The following is a 19,064-nucleotide window of genomic DNA, read 5'->3' on the forward strand; positions in this document are numbered from 1 at the left end:
CAGGCGACCTTTTTATATTAATTTATCGAACTGGCCCATATTCCACAGGAACCCAACGATAACCTTCACCGTCAGTCACGACATGGCCTATCCCCGGAAATGGTAAGTGTGCCGCAGCAATCCACAAGTTTCCATGTACCGCATCATTTAATATCCGATGACGCGTGGCAACGGCTGCTTTAGGGTCATAATCGAAAATAACAGCGACTTCAGGATGTTTGAACTGAACTGCATGGCTATGAATTATATCACCCCAGACTAACAACTTATGATCTTTATTTCCAATGAGATAGCCGCTCATACCAGGTGAGTGCCCGGCTTCATCAATACTTTCAATACCAGGAACAGGAGACTCACCACTTTCAAATGTACGAAAACGCCCCGATGCTTTGTAAGGTGCTACAGTACGACGTGCAGCGTCAAAAAAGCTGCGTTCGCTGTCTGGTACAGTCTTAGCAATGGATTCGCTTAACCAATAATCTGCATCTTTTTTCGGTGCAACAAATTCTGCGTTTGGAAATGCCGCTGTACCGTCAGGATTAGTTGCACCACAAGCATGATCTGGATGCATATGAGTAACAATAATGCTATCAACGTCATCGGGGTTAATACCTGATAATTTAATGTTACTGACGAGATTGCCTAAAGTATCACCGAAACATTTAGCAGCTCCTGAGTCAATTAAAGTCAGGCGGTCATTTTGCTGGATTAAATAAGCATTAACGGATGTTTGAACTCCATCCTTATTAATCGGTACAGACATGACTTTCAGCATACTATCAATATAGCGACCATTCGTACCTTTTAGTATTGACGGCTTAAGATAAACAGGACCATCATAGAACGCAGTAACGGTAATATCATCACCTAAGGCCATCCGGAAATAACCAGGAACTTGACTGTTAGCTGCTTTGATTATGTCTGTTTTTTCAGTGGCCATTGCCGCAGGTGTCAAAATACTAAACATGGCTCCTGCCATAATGGCATAGAGCGAATGGCGAGCTAGATTTTTAACTTTCATTAATTACTTTCTCTTTGTGGAGATATTATATCTCTGATAAAAATGAAACTTTTCAGTTAATATGAATTATGTTATTTCAGGGGGCAGTTAATTAATAATAGTTAGTAAAAACCTAACGTTGGGATTCATAACTATAAAAATAATATAAAGAAACGGCTTACTTAGGCTAGAAATTAAAACCAATATCGTTTCTCAAGATTAGTCTAGTGATACTTTCCCCTTCAACAGATACGATAATGCTAGTATAATTATATCATTGACAACAAATATGATCTAAAAAAGATATTCATCATGAGGGAATGCTTTAATCAGTTGGGGAGTGCCTTAAATCTGGGGGGATCTGGCGGTGGTTACCGCTCTGTTCTCCCGTAAAGTCATAATTAGATAATTTACAAATCGTATCATTGCATGGATACACTTAATATTGCTGTGACTTTTTTGTTCTAGAAATAGGAATGGCCGTAATCAATTTTGAGAAAGAGTTACCATTTTCCAAATAGTGGAAAAATGCTGTTAGTTCCTCAATTACGAGCAACGGAACAGTAAACACTGTTAAGAAGTCATTTTAAATAGCCAAAAATAGGGTCATGTATTGAATGGTTAGTTGTTGTGATATGCTTCTAAAAAAACTCACCCCGAAAAATGTGACCAGCCTCCCCTTGAGGGGAATGAAATCCAGCTGATTTGTGAAGTTGATGAACAAGGGTCATTTGTGAGTAGTAAGAAAAATCAACGCTGGCTTTGGTATGCTTGGGAGCCTCGCCTGAAACGAATTGTGGCGCCTGTTTTTGGGGATCGCAGTACGGCGACTTTACGCAAACTCCTTGGGTTATTATCACCATTTAATGTCAGGTTTTACTGTACGGATGATTCTTCACCTTACAATCTCCTTCCTGAAGAAAAACATATTGTTGGAAAACATTATACCCAACGCATAGAAAGAACCCATTTGATATTCCGTACACGTTTAAAAAGACTGAATCGAAAGACGATGGGCTATTCCAAATCAGAAGAGATACATGACAAGGTGATAGGGAGTTTCATCGAACGTGAATACTCTTCTTTATAGGGTGATCTAACTATTGGTGTCATGACCGCGTTCGGAGCGCTGAAACTTATTTGTTCATATACCAATATGACTTCAAATGTTGAAGTCATATTGGTTCTGCCAAAATAAGAAGTCAAATGATGAATACACAATCGATAATTCAGGATTCGTTAAGATTTCTCGATTTTTTCATAAAAATATTGATGTATTTTTACATAAATATAAAATTTGATATTTTTATAAATAAGGGAACTATTATCATGAAAAAAGCACTGATTTTCGCCGTATTGGGAGTATCTTCCGTATTAACTGGCTGCCAATCGACAAGAATGGATGCTATTCAAGCAAATGAAGTTCCGATTGAGAGGATGTATTGGGAATCGGGTCGGGATAAAAATCGTGGTGATAGTCAAATAATAGTAAAAAGAGACGCGGGACTTGTGTATTCCGCATGTGTTTCTAATTTGTTTTTCCAAGGAACTCGAATAGCAGAATTGTGGCCTGGTGAAAAGGTGACTCTTCACGTGTCTAACGGTGAATATATCTTGGGTGAGTTTCTATCAGGTGGTGCTTGTTTTCCTTTTCTAAAAACACTCGTAGTCAATGTCAAACCTAACACAATAAATGTATTCAGGATCAAAACTACATTTATGGGAGTTAATGGGGGAGAGGTACTGATCAGGGATAATGATACATCTGTGGAGTAAAATAAGTTATTGGAGTAGGTTCTCCTACTCCTTTTTACAATCTGTTTTTCTTGATTACCATCGTTCATGCAGCAAACGACACAAAAATAGTTCTTCAAATGCCTTTTGTGGCCACTCCTTACGAAGCCGTTCTTCGCCATTTTGAATGCTGTGATATCCCCAGGCAGACCTATCAGCTTAATGGGGTCACATATTTGATTAAACGTGCTTTCTGCTGTGGGAAATACTGGGCAATATAGTGAACAAAGTTCGGCAATAAATCCTTATCCGCCATAAAAATTTGATGTGATTAACGACTTCGGGACTTAAACTTAAGGTGATGTTATTCATTTTCGGCTTCTACTGACCATTCTAACTTTCGCTATTTTCATATAACCACTCCCCAATCACCTGATCAGGCAAATCAGCACGCCGAATCTCGGTCTTGCCAGTTTCATCATCAAACACACGGATAATGGCCCGTTAGCCGCTGTAAAATTCGATACTGCAAAACAGTGGCTTTTTCGTTCTGTGTGGCTTCAATTGCCTCATTTTCTGAAATAACCAATTGAAATTCTGCCGATTTACCTGCTTTGTTTTTATCTGAATACGGTAAACTGATTCTTTATTTTTATATGATAAGAAAAAAGAGTGATCTTCATGGAAAACACCTTCCAGAAAGCGCGCTGGTTACGGGATTTACAACGTTTTTTACCTCTGAAAAGTCAGTTCGTTCTGTCCGGTAACGTCAGGGATCTGCAGGCGTATGAAATCGCGCCGGAGATTATCACACCACTGACATTGCATCAGGTTTTGCAAAATATGTTATTTGGTATGGGGTATGTGCATATCATGACGTTTAATCCACTTTCCGGATTTACCTTAATCAATCATCCGTCTCAGTCAGAAGTACAAGGGCAGGCAGTGTTACAACGGCTGGGGCTGCCGATGAATACCAATCGTATTCCCGGTGGTATCGATCTGCTAAATAGCGTATTGGAGAAATGGGTAGAATACCCGGATGAGCCGATAGCATTATGTGTGGATTTTGCTTCCAGCCTGATCTCCCAGCGTGAAAATCTCTCTGCGATTGAGCACCATCTGTTTACCCGCGCCTTAATTCTTTCTCATCAGGCAAAGGCCCGTCCGGCAGGGGCTCAACGCCAGCCCTTTTTTAATACTATTTTCTGGATAGTCGAAAAAGAGACCGATTTACCGGACTGGTTTCTGATTAATAATCCCCGGGTCCGCCACATCCTGGTTGCCAAACCTGACGGACAGATGCGCCGGGCACTGGCACCGACCTTATTGCGTTCGCTGCCGGACTTTGAACAGGTGGCAGATGATGAACGTATCGCTTTACTGAATGATTTTATTGATGAAACCGAAGGTCTGTTACTGCTCGATTTAACCGCTATCGTACAGCTTGCCCGTCTTGAAAGTGTTCCGGTCACGCGTATCAGTGATGCGGTCAGACGTTATAAAGTCGGTATTACAGAAGATCCGTGGCAAAAGATTGATAAGAATAAAATCCGCAATGCCTATAACATCATACAACAGCGTGTAAAAGGGCAATACCACGCTGTCTCACATTTGCTGGATATTATTAAACGGGCGGTAACCGGTGTCGGTAGCAATAAAAGCGGGCGTCCGCGTGGTGTATTGTTTCTCGCCGGTCCTACCGGTGTCGGCAAAACGGAGCTGGCAAAAACCGTTACTCAATTGTTGTTTGGTGATGAAAGTGCTTATATCCGCTTTGATATGTCGGAATTCAGTGCCGAACATGCCGATCAGCGCCTTATCGGCGCGCCTCCCGGCTATGTGGGCTATAACACCGGCGGCGAACTGACTAACGCCATCCGCGAAAAACCGTTCAGTGTTGTGTTGTTTGATGAAATTGAAAAAGCCCATCCGCAACTGATGGATAAATTTTTGCAGATTATTGATGATGGCGTGTTGACATCTGGTCGTGGTGATCGTGTCTATTTTTCAGAATCGTTGATTATTTTCACCTCGAACCTTGGCATTTATCGACTGAATAATGAAGGAGAGCGGGTTGCTAACGTAACACCGGATGAACCGTTCGAAACGGTACAACAGAATGTAAAACGGGAAATTGAGCGCCACTTCAAACTGGTACTGAACCGCCCGGAATTACTCAACCGTATCGGCGAAAATATCATTGTATTTGATTTTATCAGGCGGGATGTAGCAAAGCAGATTTTCAATCAGATGGTGGATAATATTCTGCGCGAGCTGGAAAAACAGGCGTTAACCATCACGATAGCCGATAAGGCAATGGAAGTCCTCAAATCCCGCTGCCTTGCGGATTTATCCAACGGCGGACGAGGTATTCGTAATCAGCTCGAAATTCATCTTATCAATCCGTTATCACGGGCTGTCTTTGATCAGAATGCCCGATCAAACGACACTTTTTGTATCACCCATATCGCATTAGGCGAAACAGGCGAAATGACAACGGTACAACTGACGCCAGTCACGGAGTCAATCTGATGGAGATCAGTCTGTCACGTCTGCATTTTCCCGTGACCTCTCTGGGGCCGGGAAAACGTATCGGGATTTGGACACAAGGATGCAGTATTCGTTGTAAGGGGTGTATGTCACCTGACTCATGGCGGCCGACACAACAACGCATTGCCGTCAGCGCCCTGATAACACAGCTCATACCATGGCTGACAGAGGCAGAAGGTATCACTATTTCCGGTGGTGAACCTTTTGAACAGCCAGACGCACTTTGTACATTACTAAAAGAGTTACGCGATCATTTTTCCGGCGACATTCTGGTTTTCAGCGGATACGAATACAGCACGTTAAAAACAAGGCTACAGACAATGGAAGGTTTGATTGATGCGTTGGTATCCGGTCCGTATCAACAGGAAGCAACACAGAATTTGCGTTTGCGTGGCAGCGACAATCAGGAACTTCATCTTTTGACTCCGTTGGGCAAGCAGCGTTATCACACTTATCATCTGCCGCTGGATGATACGGACAAGGTTTTGGATCTCGCCTTGGATGCACAAGGCAGGGTGTTTATTGCCGGTATTCCGGGTAAGGGCGACATGGCGCGGTTCAGAGATCTGCTTATGCAAGAAGATCATCAGATAACGCAAATTAAAAAATAGAATAACAACAGGTACGTGATAATTATGATGCGTTTTTGTCCCCATTGTCAGACAGAGCGGCCACTGACCGAAATTTTCTGTGAAGGTCATATCAGCACACAACCGTGCGGATGGGATTTATCTGCCGAACCTATCCATGAATCAGGCTGGCGTCCGCAACTGCCGGACAGTACACCAACGGCAGGACCGGCAGATGCAAATCATCAGGAGCATACTGATGTCTGTGTGAACGGTCACCCGATGGAAGAAAGTGATCTTATTTGTCTGCTATGTGGTGAAGATAGCGCCAGATTCTCTGCGGAAAACCCAGTTGAGCGGGACACAATACTGTCATCAGAAAAACCAGCCCCAACAGAACCGGCATCTATCGGAGACTGGTTGCCGGGTGAACGGATCAATCGCAGTGATAGTCCGCGTGAGCGCTACAATGTGACTCATCGTAAAACGGGTCGACAGGGGGTTTTAACGCTTTATCAGTTGGGTGAAGAACCCGATCAGTCTGTCTATGATGTATTCCGGCTTTTGCCGAGAAGCCATGTACCGGAGTTGCTGGATACAGGCCGTCAACACGGCAGACCGTGGCATGTGACAGAACATATTTCTGGAGGATCGCTAGAGGCATTTATTGTCCGGGGCGACTATTGGCAACCGGAAGAGATCCCACAGCTTATCCGGGAAATTGGTCAGGCACTGACCTCCTTTGCAGAGCATGGTTTACGCCACCGCGATCTGAGACCTTCCCATCTGATGATCCGTCAGCGTTCGCCACTGGATATTGTGATCATCGAATTTGGTTCTGCCTGTCTGTCGGAGTTCGACCTTGATATCGTCTCACCGCTGGATATCAGTTGCTACAGTGCACCGGAAACCTTAGCCGGAGGAGTGTCCGCTGCTTCTGACTGGTGGAGTCTGGGTATTATTCTGCTCGAACAGCTCACCCGGGGACGCTGTTTTGAGCAGGTTCACACCAATGCGTTTTTGATTCAGGTGATGACTCACGGTGTCATCATCCCTGATGATTTGGATGAAAATATCCGTATTTTGCTGCGTGGATTATTAACCCGCGATCGTACACAGCGTTGGCAGGGACCGGAGGTCTCAGCATGGCTGGACGGGCGACCGATGGCTGCGCCGGTTGAGGCGAGTCAACAGCAACTACAGCATGGGCGGCAGATAATTCTTGCCGGGCAGACATATAGCCAACCGGCTCAGTTTGCTCTGAAAGCCGCAGAAACGACTCAATGGGATGAAGCCTTGTCCTTGTTACTGTGTGGGGAGCTTCTCTCATGGCTTGCCGGAATGAGTCACTATGAATCAATTCACCAACAATTGTGTCTTTTTACCGATACCCAGAAGATTGATGACAATTTGCGCCTGATGCTGACTTTAAAGGTGCTGAATCCGGATATGCCGTTTATTTACCGCGGTGAGATCATCACGCCTTCCTGGTTATTAGGACATACGGATATCAGTTACAGTTTGATTAATGATCCGTTGGCACAATTGTTACGACAAATCGCTCCTGAGCACTGGCTGGTGCAGCTTTACTATCGTCAGCAGCAGATTTGCAGCCAGGCAGAGGCACTGGAAATCACCCTGAATGAAAATATACTGAGAATTTATCTGTTGATCACCTCCCATAGTCAGCTTATTGCCCGCTGGCAGGTGCATTATCAGTTGTTTCCCGATACACATCACAGTGGCTTACGGACACTGATTGACAGACAGAATCTACAGGACGAAGAGCTTATCCTATTGTTGAGTGCCGATATCGGACAGTTTATTGCACGCCAGACCTTACTGGATCAGGCGGTTAAACTGGCGAAACGCTATCGTATTAGCACATTTGAGCGCACGCAGGCAGAAGCGTTATTACAGTTACCCCGTCTGACACTGTATCAGCAGTTAAGAGAGCGGATCGGGGATTTTTGTCGGTGTGGAATCGCAGATATTGATGAATGGACAGAACAGTTTTTACTGACACGGCGTCTGCCGCTTGAACAGATCATTGTGATGCTGGCGATTGCTGCGGAACACTGGGTCGTACCGGAAAAACAGCGCTATGTTCAGCAGGTCATGCAATTTTTTACCCGGAAAATTACCGCAAATACGCAACGAGGCTCTTTAGTTCGTATGCGTCTGACCCCATCGGCAGGCCGGGTTGATCTGACTGAGCTGAATGGTGTTCAGAAGAGTGCGCAGGATCTGTTACAGCATTTAATTAACCGGCCGAAAAATGCTATTGCAATCGATAGCCAGACCTTATTGCAAATGCCCAAAGTCAACGACAGGCTGAGGGTATTGCAGTCAAAAACCGAGCTATATCAGCGTGATACTGGCATAAATGGCATGTATCTGGGATTTCCGTTCCTGCTTATTCATACCCGGCCTTCACAGATGAAACCCCGTATTGCTCCGCTGTTTCTCTGGCCGGTCAATCTGGTGATGAATGCCGGACTGCGGGGTGTTGCCCGTTTGCAGTTTGATAATGAACGCGGAGCAGTGAGACTCAATCCGGCGCTAGTCAGTTTGGATGGTATTTCCCCGGTAAACGAGTGGCAGGCGATTTTGGAACAGCTTCTCGGGCATGCCGGACTGACAGTCGATAGTGTGATGGAGAAGCTCTCTGTCGTCATGCCGGTGACGGTCAGGAATTTATCTGCATTACCATCCGATCCGGAAATTGGAGAAAACAGCGCATCGTTGTGTTGCTCAGCCGTACTTTTTCACTCGTCTTTCATCGGACAGGCTATCGGCAAAGATCTACAACAAATTGCTGGTTTGCCGATTGAAAACACCGCACTGGAAAAAGCATTGGGACTGGCGGAACCCGAAGCGTCAGAGCCTTGTCCGTTAAAAGCAGAAGAACATTATTTTGTCAGTGCGACGGATCCTTCTCAGGAAACGGTAGTAGCGGCGGCACGGCAGAACCGTGGATTGTTGATTGAAGGCCCGCCGGGAACCGGTAAAAGCCAGACTATTGTTAATCTGATTGCGGATACTATCGGACAGCAGAAAACAGCACTGGTGATTTGTCAGAAACCGGCGGCACTGGAAGTAGTGTATAAACGCCTGATAGCTTGTGGCCTGATGAACCGTATTGTGCTTGTACATCAGGCGCAGAAAGGGCGTAATATTATTCAGTCGGTACGTTCACAGATTGATGATCTGTTTATGCGCGGGAAAACCCATAATCAGACGACAAATTGGGTACGTGAGCGTGATATTGTTGCCCGGCGCATGGACAAATATGAATCTCAGCTGGATGATTATTACAATGGGTTATACCAGTATCATGAAGCGGCAGGAGTCTCTTATCGTCAACTGATGGCCTCCCTGATTGCATGGCGTGATGAGGCAGATACCGGTTTAGATTTACCGCAATTGCAGTCGTTGTTCCGTTCACCGGACGCGATTGAAACAGGCAGAATTATTGATGATATCGTTCAGGTTGCACCTCTATGGTTGGCTGCCGATTATGAGGATAGCCCACTTTCACAATTGCATTCTTTCTCTGCGGATGACGACAGTTGTCAGCAATTCAACCGGAATTTTGCCGGATTTATGCAGAATGAAGCAGCGCGGGAACAGACTCTGACACTGCCTTATACAGAAATCACCATTGAAACACTGACTCACCATCAGGCTGCTCTGGCAGCCTGTAAAGCGGCATTTACCCCATTATCTTCGCTGACATGGCAGCAATTCGCCCGTTGGTTGCCACTGTTTTACAATGAAAAAGGACGACAACTGCGTGGTCCACAGATTATCAGCCAACTGGAAGCACTGATTACGCGATTACAGCAGGTAGATACTTCGTTGTGTGATCCGCGCTTATTTCATCTTCTGGCAGATTGCGAAAACCCGATGCTGGCGCAACTGTCACAGGCATTAAAAGAAAAACAACATATATCATTCTGGTTTTATCTGAACCCGTTTTATTATGCCCGTCAACGCAAACTTAACGTTTTTTCTGCTATGCATGGTATCAGCGGTAATTCGACACAATACTCCGCATTTTCTCATTCAATCCGTGCCGAGCAGACATGGCGCCTTATCCGTAATGAACTGAACCAATTACACCATCAGCTTGAATTAGATGCATTTTCTGAATCAGAAGCCTTTTTATTACGTCAGGCGTTGGAAAAGACGACAGATAACCTTCGCCGGATTGCCGATCTGACACAGCTTGTGGTTGATTATCCTCAGCCAGCTCATTTATTCAGCGCCATACGTGACGGTCAGTACGCTAGTTTTTCACAGAGGTGTCTTGAAATCGAAGCGGCGATTATGCGCGCGCTGGCACAAGAAAAGAGCCGCGCTGCACTCCGTACGCTGACCCCATACCTGACTACTCAGACACAGCAGCGATTTACCGAAGCGATTAAACATCAGACGTCTCTTAACCTCGATCTTGCTGCTATAGAGGCGGCACTGCCGACGTTAAAACCTTATTTGCAGTTCAGTGCGTTTTCTGAAGATTTCAGTGAGACTCATCGGGAGATTCTGGCATTATTGCGCCCTTATGCCGACGAACTTTCCCGGTTGAGCGACACCGCATTGAGTCAAACCATTAAGAAAACACTAAGACACTATTATTACTTAGCTTTGAAAGCATTGTTTGAACACCACACCCCCGCGTTATCCGCGGAGCAGGACGCACTGGACGACCATGTTCAACAACTGGAAAACACACTGGCAGAGTTGCAGACACTGAACCGTGAAGCCTTCAATAAGGGATTAGAATATCAGCAAATCAGCCCGCGCAGGATGTGGGAAGAGATTACCCGTTTAACAGGAAAACGAGCCAGAAGGTTGCGGGAATTTATCGAAGAAGGGGAAGCGTTCGGCCTGATGCATCTGCGTCCAGTATGGCTGATGACACCGGATGTTGCCAGTCAGGTTTTACCGCTCAAAGCCGGTTTTTTTGATACGGTCATTTATGATGAAGCCTCTCAGATGCCGATAGAATATGCGTTACCAACGTTGTATCGCGGTAAGCGAATGATTGTCAGCGGTGATGAGAAACAGATGCCGCCTTCCAGTTTCTTTGCGGGTTTGTCCAACAATGAGAGTGACGACGAAGAAAACGGCTCCCCGGAACAGCAACAGGAAAAACCGCAAAGTGAGTGGGATTATCGCCAAATCGGTGAGTGTCCTGATTTATTGCATCTGGCACGGACGGTATTATCAGTTTATACGCTCGATATTCACTATCGTTCTGCTTACCGTGATCTGATTGACTTTTCAAACCATGCGTTTTACGAAAAACATCTGAATATTCCGGCACAACACTCAAAAAAAGTACTCAGTAAGATCAAACCGTTGTCACTGGAGATGATCAACGGAACGTACAGCAATCAGACCAACCCCGACGAGGCGGAAGCCATCATAACGCGTTTGGCTGAAATATGGCAGGCACCGTTTGAAAACCGCCCGTCTGTCGGTATTGTCACCTTTAATCAGAAACAGGTACAGCTGATCCAGCACCTCCTGATTGAGCGCACTGAAACAGATACGGATTTCTGTCAGGCTTATGATCAGGAGATACAGCGGCAAGAGCAGGGTGAGGATATGTCGTTGTTTGTAAAAAACGTTGAGAATGTGCAGGGTGATGAACGAGATGTGATTTTATTTTCCACGACGTTCGGACGTAACAAACAGGGAACATTCCGGCGCAATTTCGGGGTGTTAGGACAGACAGGCGGAGAGCGGCGGCTCAATGTGGCAATTACCCGCGCCAGAAAACAGGTGATTATCTTCTCATCCATGCCGTTGGATGAAATATCTGACTTGCTTTCAACCTACCGCAAGCCTGAAATTCCTCGTGATTTCTTACAAGGGTATCTGACGTTTGCCCGTAATCTGACAACCGGACAAAACGAACATAATCAGGCGTTACTCAACAGAATGTGCCGCACAGATACCGGTCTGAGCGATAACAACCGAACTAATGATGGCTTTGTGCAATCCGTGGTGAATTTCGTGCAACAATTTGTACAACAACCATTCATACAACAATCATTCGTACAACAACAAGGATGGCAGATAGCCAAAGTGCAGCAGGCCGGGGTTTTTTATTTTGATTGCATTATTGAAGATAAACACAGTGGGCGATATATCATCGGGTTGGAATGCGATATGCCGTACCACCCGTTATTACAACAGGCAAGGGCGCGGGAAATATGGCGGGCGTCCGTATTAAAACATGTGGTTCCCACTCGTTACCGGATTTCTGTTGCGGAATGGTTCCATCAGCCAGATATCGCACAGCAGAAACTGGTTGCAGCGATTACACAAGCCTTTTTAACGCATAATTTATAGGTATTGTTATGAGTTCATCCCTACATACGGTCAGGATCAGAAAACAACATTTTATCGCATGTCAACGAGCACATGCCAGATTAAAGCCGCTTTACCAACGTTGGCAGCATATCAACCAAGCGCTTTCCTATGTAGATGAAACACGAAACCAGCTGTTTTCACAGCGGTTTCAGACATTAAATACGAGTATAAAACAGGATGGCATCTCTCTATCACCGAATGAAATGGATACCTTGCAACGCCGCATTGAGAAATTTACGCAAGATATTCAGAATGAGATACTATTGCTTCAGGCTGAATTACTGGAAAAACAGGCTGAAAAAGCAAGAAAACACCATCATCGCAGCAAAAACCTGACGTTCTTAGTCGAACTATTCAAAGATAAGCTACCGGTCAATCATCCGTTGAATACGGTATTAATTCAGTCATTACAGAATGACAAAGATCCGCAAAGCGCTTTACTTTATCAGGCGCTAGAATTGGCGGCCAAAGAACAACCGCATCTGACAGAAGAACAATCGACATTATTATCTTCACTACTCGCTGAGCAAGGTGCAGATCTCCAGCATGACTGGCAAGCACCAACGATACCGGATTTAAAAATGGCTGTTCAGTTCGGGCAAATCGAATCCATGATAATCAAACTGGGTATTCTTGATAACCAGCGTGATCTCTCGTCATATCAGACACAGTATCAAACAGTTTTATCACTAAAAGATGAAGTACAAAGACAGCTAAGAGCAGATTCACTGGTTTTTGAACTAGTAGCACAAATTCGTCAGGAACAACATTTGCAGAATCTTCGTACTCAACTAGCTGTGGCAATCGCTGAATTGGAATGTCTGGACGATAAAGAGGCAATAACCATCGCCTGTGAAGCTGACAGTATGGCACAACAAGGCTCGCTTTCAGAGGTAACCGCTTGTCTGGAGCTTGTTAACGATGCGATTATCCGAATAGAACGACGTATTATCGCAGCAGAACGCCGCACTGTTGTGCTGGAAGGACTGCGTGAGTTAGGTTATCAGGTGAATGAAAATGCGGTTAGTGCGTGGTTGACTGACGGGCAGGTGGTCATTTCTCATCTGTCAATGCCGGGTTATGGTTTAGAGCTTGGTGCTGGTGGTGAGGAGAGCGCCCGTTTTCAGGCCAAAACCGTGGCATTCTCAGAAGAAAGAGATACCACGCGTGATAGAGATATTGATGCTATCTGGTGCCATCAACACCATCAGTTACAGGAAAACTTGGCAAAATCCGGTGCAGAACTGACGATTGATCGGGCATTACCCCCCGGCAGCGGCAAGATGAAGGTCAAAGAGCAGGTTGATGCTGTCCGGCAGCAACGTGTGGTAAGCCACAGTACATCAGAACATCCTTGAGCGATCTGAAGAATAGGAAAAGCTGTCTATAAAGGCCGGGAAGCAGCCGAAAAAAGTCTGAAACCAGCCTTTAAAGAACAGCAAAAAAACGAAGGTCAGTGCTACCGATTCGGAAAGTGGGTTTATATGTATTAAAAAATAAACGAAAAATATGAAGTAACTGATGGATTTTAAGTGAGGTAAGGACGCGGCATGTTCTTGCAGAGAGTAAAAAATTCAGGCTTTATGAATAAAATTCATATTCATCTTGAGGAGATAGAATAATGGCTATTACACACAGTGATATTAATCATTATGATATTAAAACCCGTTATGCATCTGTTTCGGTAATAGATACAGGAGGTAATGGGTTGCCTGTTCTTTTAATTCATGGCAATTCAAGTTGTAAAGAAGTATTCCAGCATCAAATTAACCAATTAAAAGGAAAATATCGGGTTTTGGCATTAGATTTGCCGGGACATGGTTCGTCATCAAATGCCAGCGAGCCACGTCAAGCATATTCAATGCCTGGTTATGCACATGCGATCATTGAAGTATTGGAACGAATAGGTATTAACAAAATAGTGGTTTTTGGTTGGTCATTAGGTGGTCATATTGGGTTGGAAATGTTGGCTTTATTTCCTAAGATGATTGGCTTAATGATTTGCGGTACTCCACCAGTATCCGTTGGTGCAGATAACGTGGCTCTTGGTTTTCGTCCTGGTGTGGGGCTTGCCGGCAAAGCGGAGTTTACGGAGGAAGACATCAAGAATTTTGTATCTGATACCTATGGGGTCAATGCTCCCCACGATCCTTTTATTGTTGAAGCGGTGATAAGAACAGATGGATTGGCACGGCAGTATATGTTTGAAGCCTTTCTTTCTCCTCAGGCAACGGATCAAAAATTATTGGCTGAAACCAGCAATATACCGTTAGCAATCGTTAATGGGGCAGATGATCCATATATTAATTTTGACTATATTAATAAACTGAATTATCAAAATCTTTGGAAAGGGAAGGTATTTAATTTGGCTGGAGTTGGTCATGCACCTTTCTGGGAGTCACCCGAATTATTTAATTCAATTTTGACTGATTTTCTTAAGGGTTTTCAATGAAATAGTTTTATTAAATAGCTTGAGGAAATTATAGTTGTGGTTTATCTGTTTGATGGTTTAATTTTATCTGTTGAATTCTATTTAGTGGTAAGGATATTCTTTTATAGAGAATATCCTTATTTTTATTTACATATATCTATTGTTTTTCAAATGCAGGTTTGGCAAGGGATAATGTACCAACCAGTGCAGCATGAAGTAAACTGGATATATGCCTTTTATCTTTCTAATAATACTAGATTAGATACAAGCAGCTTTAAGTAAGCCGAAAGCGCCATCACCAGGTATTTTTTCACATGCAGCTTTACATGCAGGCTGTAGTGGGGTAGCTAACATATTGCAAGCCATCGCAGCTGCATTTGCTGTAATGGTTGTTCCTATGATTAATGAAAGTATACAAGCAACTAGTTTTTTGTTCATAATTTCATACCTTATATAGATGTGCATCTGGTTATCTGAAGGGATTCATTTCAATATGAATTCCACTTCTGATATCGGATAGAAAATTATTCTTTTTTAACATTATCTGCTGTTAAAAAAGCACTCTGTTTTCTGTATCTATTACTTTCAACCAAAAAATTAACTATGTAGATAGCGTTAACGTTAACATAATCATTTTTGCAAAGGTTCTGTGTTTTTGACTACTGGTTTTTTCATCGCATTGATAATATGTTGACGAAATAGTCATAGTATTTTCTCATTTTTTTATCGAAAAAAATGATGATGGAAGAGATGTAAATAATTTTTTAGATATATTTAATCTATTGGAGATGGTTAATAAAACATTTTATTTCTTGTGTGATAATTTATTGTGTTACTTTTCTTGGAGGAATGAATGATATTGTACTTATTATGTAAATTCGCGGGTTAATGCTATAGGAAACAAGAATCCACTTGATATACAAGTGGATATGTATGATTTTTATCTTCCAAGCTATTACTCAGAAGTGACTGGATATAGAAAATAAATCAACTTTTAGAAAAATTCTGATAAATGTTTTTTTAATCGTTTAATGTCCTGCGAAATTTGTGGATTTTTTATTACATCGTGGCAAGCAAACGTTGGTAATGGCGACATACCTAAAAATTGGTTTGCTTTATGAAAAGGATAGTAAACACTGTCAATGCCTTTTCCTTCAAAAAATTGATTGGGATCTTCAAATGATTCCAATGGCGCATTCCAAGTGACTGAAAACATATAAGTCTTGTCTTGTACTAAACCACCTGAGCCATATTTTTTGTCAGGATTATTGCGAGTTCGCCCATCATTCTTAAATAAAGTACTGTGACCAGCACTAAAGACCTCATCAACATATTTTTTTAAAATCCACGGAGCTTCCATCCACCAACCCGGCATTTGGTAAATCACACTATTAGCCCAATGAAATTTATCAACTTCGGCAGTAATGTCATAACCTTTATCTACATGCGTTACCTGAATATCGTGGCCTATCTCTGTCAGGTGATCCTTGATAGCTTCGGTTAAAGTATTATTGAGTTTTCCTTTCGATTCGCCAAAATCTTTTGCTGAATTGATAACTAAAATGCTGCCCATAATCATCCTCTGTTTTATTCCGCTGATAAATCACGGATTATCTTAGAACTGATTTTGATTGAATGGGTGCCTATTTATTGCTAATCATTGCCTAATTCTCCAGTGATATCTGTTTTTTGTATTTATTGGTTTTAAATTTGTTGTTTTTGGATAGTCCGCAATCGTTTGATATCTCTGCAGGGAGGTTCTCCAAAAAGGCGATTGTATTCACGGTTGAATTGGGAAGTACTTTCATAACCAACCTGAAATGCCGTGGTTGATACATTGTAGTGCTGTGTCAGCAATATTCGCCTTGCTTCGTGTAAACGCAGCCATTTCTGGTACTGTAATGGGCTCATAGAGGTAACAGCTTTAAAGTGGTGATGAAAAGAAGAGGGGCTCATTTTGGCGATTTGAGCAAGTTGCTCGACTTTGACCGGTTCGGCAAAGTGTTCTTTTAGCCATTTAATCGAATGACTGATTTGGTGGCTTGGGCTTTCTTGAGAAGCCATTTGTTGTAAGCGCCCCCCTAACTCACTTTTCAGTAGTCGATAGATTATTTCTTTATGTATCAAGGGAGAGAGGACGGGAATATCTTCCGGTGTGTTTAATATATCCAATAACCGATTAAAGCAGCTCAATAAGTCAGCTGTGACAGAAGTTACAGCTAATGCGCACGTATCCTGTGCTTGATGTTTTATCATGACTTTATTTTCAACCATTAATCTTGAAACTTCTTGTATATCGAGTTGCAACATCATGGCTAAAAAGGGCTTTTCCTTAGATGCGGTGCAAACTTGGGTAATGGTAGGGATATTTGTCGAAGTCACTAGAAATTGCTGAGAATCGCAACAATAAGAACGATCACCAATTGTCACCCGTTTTGCCCCTTGGACAATAACCATAATACTGGATTCGTACAGCTGGCCTACTGGATCTGTTGGCTGCTCCAAATGGCAGAGCGTCAATTGAGGAATCGCTGTTTTCAGTGCGTGAGTATTGGGACATGTTAACTTAACCATTTTTCCTGCTAATTGTTGTAACTGGATTTCGATTTCTGCTCTATCGGATTGGTGATGCAATGCACTCATTTTCTATTTCCTCATTTATATAAAAATCATGTTTATTGGTGCGTTATGCAGCATATCGCTAGACGGTGGAAATTTGTATCAATAACAGCGGTTGACTGGAGGATTAGGCAAGAATTTTGGAATGATTATATGAAAGAGCCTGTTGTAATCTGTAATGCATTATTGATGGTTCTATTCGTTGGCTTTCCTGAATAGTTCACAATGACAACCAAGCTTGCTTCAAAGAATATCAGGCTTTGATCATTATTTATAATATAAAGAAAAGTACGAATCGTAGTAAATCGATTTCTGAACCACCACAATTGTTATCATCTGAAAAGGAAATGTAATGAACGAAAATAAAAACCGTCGTGAGTTCTTAAGTCGGACTGGTAAAATGGTTACTGCTTGTGCGCTGTTTGGTGCAGTCAACCCTGCTGTATATGCTGCTCAGTCAGCTACAGCAAACGAGGAGGTGAGAGATCCAACGAAGATAACCGATAAACATTACTATCTGGATAACGTTTTGCTGGAGTCAGGGTTTGTATTTGAGGGGCAGACAGCTGTCAGTACGCTTACTGAGCTGAAAACGCTGGAAATCAACAATGGAAAAATTGTTGCTCTGTATGAGAACAAACAGTATTCAGACAGCACACTGCCTCGTTACAATGCGAGTGGTAAGCTGATGCTTCCGGCGATGCGGGATATGCACATTCATCTGGATAAAACATTTTATGGTGGCCCATGGCGTGCCCTTAACCGACCAGCAGGCACCACGATTCAGGACATGATCAAATTAGAGCAGACACTCCTGCCGGAACTGCAACCGTACACTCAAGAGCGCGCGGAAAAGTTGATCAATCTTCTCCAGTCGAAAGGCTCTACCATTGCCCGCAGCCACTGCAATATTGAACCAGTCTCTGGCCTGAAAAATCTCGAAAACTTGCAAGCGGTGCTGGCGCGACGCCAATCTGGTTTCAGTTGCGAAATTGTGGCTTTTCCGCAACACGGTTTATTACTTTCTAAATCGGAGCCGTTGATGCGTGAAGCAATGCAAATGGGGGCACATTATGTGGGTGGTCTCGATCCAACTAATGTTGACGGTTCGATGGAAAAATCCCTCAATACAATGTTCCAGATTGCACTGGATTATGGCAAAAAGGTGGATATTCATTTGCATGAAACCAGTCCGGCAGGCGTAGCGGCGATTAATTACATGGTAGAAACTGTGGAAAAAACACCTCAGTTGAAAGGCAAGCTGACCATCAGCCACGCCTTTGCGCTGGCGACACTTGACGAACAGCAGGTGGATGAGATAGCTGCCCGCATGGCTGCACAGCAGGTGACTATTGCTTCGACTGTGCCTATTGGTACGTTGCATATGCCGCTCAAACAGTTACGTGATAAAGGTGTATTTGTGATGACAGGCACTGATAGTGTGATTGATCACTGGTCGCCGTATGGTTTGGGTGACATGTTGGAGAAAGCTAACCTGTACGCACAGCTATATGTTCATCCGAACGAACAAATGTTATCGCGCGCGCTGGCAATTGCCACCGGTGATGTGTTGCCACTTAATGATAAAGGCGAACGTGTATGGCCTAAAGTGCAGGATGATGCCAGCTTTGTGCTAGTGGATGCTTCCTGTTCCGCCGAAGCAGTAGCGCGTATTTCGCCACGGACTGCGACGTTCCATAAAGGGGAAATGGTGTGGGGGAGTTTGGAGAAAACGGCATAAGTCAGAAAATCCACGCGCAGTTGCGTGGAT

11 protein-coding genes and 1 pseudogene are annotated in these 19,064 nt (G+C 43.5%); 8 read left to right on the forward strand and 4 right to left on the reverse strand.

Features of this window, described 5'->3' with window-relative positions; genetic code table 11:
- Positions 1-22: 22 nt before the first annotated feature.
- The gene (locus tag PSI14_RS15615; protein WP_273576743.1) at positions 23-1,021 is read right to left on the reverse strand and encodes an MBL fold metallo-hydrolase; all 999 of its coding nucleotides are present in this window, start codon (positions 1,019-1,021) and stop codon (positions 23-25) included.
- Positions 1,022-1,641: 620 nt separating this feature from the next.
- On the opposite strand from PSI14_RS15615, the pseudogene PSI14_RS15620 reads away from it, so the two are divergent.
- The 7 genes and pseudogenes from PSI14_RS15620 to PSI14_RS15650 form a co-directional block, all read left to right on the forward strand.
- Positions 1,642-2,090, forward strand: a pseudogene (locus tag PSI14_RS15620) (IS1 family transposase); the annotation flags it as partial.
- Between the two features lie 239 nt (positions 2,091-2,329).
- Complete coding sequence (locus tag PSI14_RS15625) at positions 2,330-2,776, forward strand: hypothetical protein (RefSeq protein ID WP_273576744.1); 447 nt, start codon at positions 2,330-2,332, stop codon at positions 2,774-2,776.
- A 639-nt stretch (positions 2,777-3,415) separates the two neighbouring features.
- Positions 3,416-5,269, forward strand: a complete 1,854-nt coding sequence (locus PSI14_RS15630) for an AAA family ATPase (RefSeq protein ID WP_273576745.1) — start codon at positions 3,416-3,418, stop codon at positions 5,267-5,269.
- Positions 5,269-5,898, forward strand: a complete 630-nt coding sequence (locus PSI14_RS15635) for a 4Fe-4S single cluster domain-containing protein (protein ID WP_273576746.1) — start codon at positions 5,269-5,271, stop codon at positions 5,896-5,898. Before PSI14_RS15630 ends, PSI14_RS15635 begins: the two co-directional genes overlap by 1 nt.
- A 24-nt stretch (positions 5,899-5,922) precedes the next feature.
- Positions 5,923-12,222: an AAA domain-containing protein gene (locus PSI14_RS15640; RefSeq protein WP_273576747.1), complete on the forward strand. Its 6,300-nt coding sequence runs from the start codon at positions 5,923-5,925 to the stop codon at positions 12,220-12,222.
- An 8-nt stretch (positions 12,223-12,230) separates the two neighbouring features.
- Positions 12,231-13,601, forward strand: coding sequence for a hypothetical protein (locus tag PSI14_RS15645; RefSeq protein ID WP_273576748.1), 1,371 nt, complete (start codon positions 12,231-12,233; stop codon positions 13,599-13,601).
- A 263-nt stretch (positions 13,602-13,864) separates the two neighbouring features.
- Positions 13,865-14,695 carry an alpha/beta fold hydrolase gene (locus PSI14_RS15650; RefSeq protein WP_273576749.1) on the forward strand — a complete coding sequence of 277 codons (831 nt, stop codon included), beginning with the start codon at positions 13,865-13,867 and terminating at the stop codon, positions 14,693-14,695.
- A gap of 237 nt (positions 14,696-14,932) precedes the next feature.
- Here PSI14_RS15650 and PSI14_RS15655 read toward each other — a convergent pair whose 3' ends face one another.
- From PSI14_RS15655 to PSI14_RS15665, 3 genes are all read right to left on the reverse strand, one after another.
- Positions 14,933-15,112, reverse strand: coding sequence for a hypothetical protein (locus PSI14_RS15655; RefSeq protein ID WP_273576750.1), 180 nt, complete (start codon positions 15,110-15,112; stop codon positions 14,933-14,935).
- Positions 15,113-15,668: 556 nt separating this feature from the next.
- Positions 15,669-16,247, reverse strand: coding sequence for an NAD(P)H-dependent oxidoreductase (locus PSI14_RS15660; RefSeq protein WP_273576751.1), 579 nt, complete (start codon positions 16,245-16,247; stop codon positions 15,669-15,671).
- A gap of 131 nt (positions 16,248-16,378) precedes the next feature.
- Positions 16,379-17,317 (reverse strand): AraC family transcriptional regulator, encoded by a 939-nt coding sequence (locus PSI14_RS15665; protein WP_273576752.1) that lies wholly within the window; start codon positions 17,315-17,317, stop codon positions 16,379-16,381.
- A 328-nt stretch (positions 17,318-17,645) separates the two neighbouring features.
- Between PSI14_RS15665 and PSI14_RS15670 the strand changes: the two genes are divergently transcribed.
- Complete coding sequence (locus PSI14_RS15670) at positions 17,646-19,034, forward strand: amidohydrolase family protein (protein ID WP_273576753.1); 1,389 nt, start codon at positions 17,646-17,648, stop codon at positions 19,032-19,034.
- Positions 19,035-19,064 lie beyond the last annotated feature (30 nt).

The organism is Xenorhabdus anantnagensis (assembly GCF_028598555.1).
Taxonomy (GTDB): Bacteria; Pseudomonadota; Gammaproteobacteria; order Enterobacterales; family Enterobacteriaceae; genus Xenorhabdus; species Xenorhabdus anantnagensis.

What these genes read in the sequence shown, in the direction of transcription:
- PSI14_RS15615 (WP_273576743.1), bottom strand. Translation starts at nt 1,021, where the DNA reads ATGAAAGTTAAAAATCTAGCTCGCCATTCGCTCTATGCCATTATGGCA.
- PSI14_RS15625 (WP_273576744.1), top strand. Translation starts at nt 2,330, where the DNA reads ATGAAAAAAGCACTGATTTTCGCCGTATTGGGAGTATCTTCCGTATTA.
- PSI14_RS15630 (WP_273576745.1), top strand. Translation starts at nt 3,416, where the DNA reads ATGGAAAACACCTTCCAGAAAGCGCGCTGGTTACGGGATTTACAACGT.
- PSI14_RS15635 (WP_273576746.1), top strand. Translation starts at nt 5,269, where the DNA reads ATGGAGATCAGTCTGTCACGTCTGCATTTTCCCGTGACCTCTCTGGGG.
- PSI14_RS15640 (WP_273576747.1), top strand. Translation starts at nt 5,923, where the DNA reads ATGATGCGTTTTTGTCCCCATTGTCAGACAGAGCGGCCACTGACCGAA.
- PSI14_RS15645 (WP_273576748.1), top strand. Translation starts at nt 12,231, where the DNA reads ATGAGTTCATCCCTACATACGGTCAGGATCAGAAAACAACATTTTATC.
- PSI14_RS15650 (WP_273576749.1), top strand. Translation starts at nt 13,865, where the DNA reads ATGGCTATTACACACAGTGATATTAATCATTATGATATTAAAACCCGT.
- PSI14_RS15655 (WP_273576750.1), bottom strand. Translation starts at nt 15,112, where the DNA reads ATGAACAAAAAACTAGTTGCTTGTATACTTTCATTAATCATAGGAACA.
- PSI14_RS15660 (WP_273576751.1), bottom strand. Translation starts at nt 16,247, where the DNA reads ATGGGCAGCATTTTAGTTATCAATTCAGCAAAAGATTTTGGCGAATCG.
- PSI14_RS15665 (WP_273576752.1), bottom strand. Translation starts at nt 17,317, where the DNA reads ATGAGTGCATTGCATCACCAATCCGATAGAGCAGAAATCGAAATCCAG.
- PSI14_RS15670 (WP_273576753.1), top strand. Translation starts at nt 17,646, where the DNA reads ATGAACGAAAATAAAAACCGTCGTGAGTTCTTAAGTCGGACTGGTAAA.